A 510-nucleotide genomic window follows, 5' to 3' on the forward strand; every position below is an offset into this window, starting at 1 on the left:
TCGATCCGTTCCAACGCGCTGCGGGTGAAGACCCGGAACCCGCCCGTGGCGTCCCGCACCGCGATCCCGAGCGCGACCCTGGTGTACAGGTTCCCGCCGCGGGAGAGCGCCTCGCGGTACCAGGGCCAGTTCTCGACCTGCCCGCCCTTGACCCAGCGGGAGCCGAGGACGAGGTCGTTGCTGTCGGCGAGTTCGAGCATCCAGGGCAGGTACTCGGGGTGGTGCGAGCCGTCGGCGTCCATCTCGACGAGCTTGTCGTAGCCGTGCTCGAGCCCCCAGGCGAACCCGGCGAGGTACGCCCCGCCCAGGCCGTCCTTCACGGTCCGGTGCAGCACGTGCACCCGGTCGGTCTCGGTCGCGAGCTGGTCGGCGATCTCCCCGGTGCCGTCGGGTGAGTTGTCGTCCACGACCAGCACGTGCACCGTGTCGTCGGTCGCGGCCAGGGTACGGCCCACGATCGGACGGATGTTCTCCGCCTCGTCGTACGTCGGGATGATGACCAGTGACTCG

Annotated in this window: 1 protein-coding gene; it reads right to left on the minus strand. The window is 70.0% G+C overall.

Annotated elements, in window-relative coordinates:
- A partial coding sequence (locus NS184_RS16905) for a polyprenol monophosphomannose synthase (protein WP_242863101.1) occupies positions 1–503 on the minus strand: 503 nt, incomplete at its 3' end.
- Positions 504–510 lie beyond the last annotated feature (7 nt).

It is taken from the genome of Curtobacterium luteum (assembly GCF_001475545.1).
GTDB classification, from domain to species: Bacteria; Actinomycetota; Actinomycetes; order Actinomycetales; family Microbacteriaceae; genus Curtobacterium; species Curtobacterium luteum_A.